This is a genomic window from Nocardioides sp. J54 (assembly GCF_000519005.1).
GTDB lineage: Bacteria > Actinomycetota > Actinomycetes > Propionibacteriales > Nocardioidaceae > Nocardioides.
Map to the genome: position 1 here is coordinate 1 of NZ_JAER01000075.1, position 1,585 is coordinate 1,585.

The 1,585-nt window shown below is 69.1% G+C and carries 1 protein-coding gene; it reads left to right on the forward strand.

What is annotated here, in order from left to right; all coding sequences use genetic code 11:
• Nucleotides 1-387: 387 nt before the first annotated feature.
• Nucleotides 388-1,470, forward strand: a complete 1,083-nt coding sequence (locus tag NOCJ54_RS0122555; RefSeq protein WP_028657285.1) for an IS110 family transposase — start codon at nt 388-390, stop codon at nt 1,468-1,470.
• Nucleotides 1,471-1,585 lie beyond the last annotated feature (115 nt).

Consider the following 1,585-nt stretch of genomic DNA (forward strand, 5'->3'; position numbering starts at 1 on the left):
GCGGTTCGGTGCGCCGCGCTGCCGCGCCGCAGTTGCCTTGAGTGGGTGGCACAGTCCGCCTGGCGGCACGCCCTTCTCCCGGTGGTTGAGGTGCGGCGAGCGCCAGCGAGGAGCCTCGAAACGGTGAGGATGTGGGGAGTGCTCCGGGGTGGGTTCTGACTTGCCTCGAAACTGACGGCTCTGGTCTGTCTTGAATTGGACGTGTCGGCCTGTCCCCGGGGCGCGTGACCTAGCCATAAGGGCGCCGTGAGGAGGGATCGGACCGGGCGACTGTGACTTGATAGGAACCTGCTGCGATCAAAGCGTTGGCTCTTCACCGTTGTGTCCGCCGCCCGGCCCGATGAAGTCATCCTCCACAAAGTGAAGGAGACAGATCGCGTGACCAGCATGACCACCCCCACCCCGACCGAACAACAGGCACAGCCAAACCCGGGCGGGTTCTTCGCCGGCGTCGACACCCACAAGGCCACCCACCAGGTCGCGGTGATCGACCACCACGGCCACCTCGTCGCCGAGCGTGGTTTCGCCACCACCGCAGCCGGTTGCGAAGCGATCCGGTCCTGGCTGGCCCAGTGGCCCCTGTCCCGGGTGGGGGTCGAGCAGACCGGCACCTACGGCGCCGAGCTCACCCGCATCCTGCAGGCACAATCCCTGCAGGTCCTCGAGGTCGACCGCCCCGACGTGTGGACCCGCGCCCGCCACGGCAAGTCCGACCCCATCGACGCGACTGCGGCTGCCCAGGCAGCCCGGACCGGGCGCGCGGTCACGATCCCCAAGGACACCACCGGCATCATCGCCGCCATCGCCCGCCTGCACTCGGTACGCCGTTCCGCGGTCAAGGCCCGCGCCGCGGCACTGACCCAGATCAGCGCCGAAGCCATCACCACTCCCGCTGCGTTGCGTGACCGGCTCGGCACCACGAGCCGCCAGATCGCCACCACCGCGGCCCGGCTGCGCGCTGACCTGACCCGTCTTGATGACCCGGTCCAGGCGGCGAAGCACGGGTTGCGTCACCTGGCGCGCCGCATCGAGGCACTCGACGAGGAGATCGCCGAGCTCGACCGGGCACTCGACACGCTCGTGGCGAAGGCAGCACCACGGTTGCTGGCACGCCCCGGCGTGGGCACCGCCATCGCAGCACAGCTGTTGATCACCGCCGGGCAGAACATCGACCGGATCGGCACCGATGCGAAGTTCGCTCGGCTGGCCGGGATCGCCCCGATCCCTGCCTCGTCCGGCCAGACACACCGGATGCGGCTGCACCGAGGTGGGGACCGCGCCGCAAACAGTGCGATCCACCTCGTCGCGATCGGCCGGCTGCGCTACCACCAGCCAGCCATCGACTACCTCGCACGCCGCACCACCCAAGGCCTGTCGAAGAAAGACACCATCCGAGCCATGAAACGCCTCATCGCCCGCGAACTCTTCGGAGCCCTCAAAGCCGACCTACAAGCCCTTGACGCGATATAGGAACGTCCTCCGGGCCTTGGTGGCGGGCTGTGGTGGGCACAGTCGGGTGCACCGGGGCCGCTGGTTTCGAGGCTCGGCGCTGGGGCGCCTCGCGCCTCAACCACCGGCGGTTCGG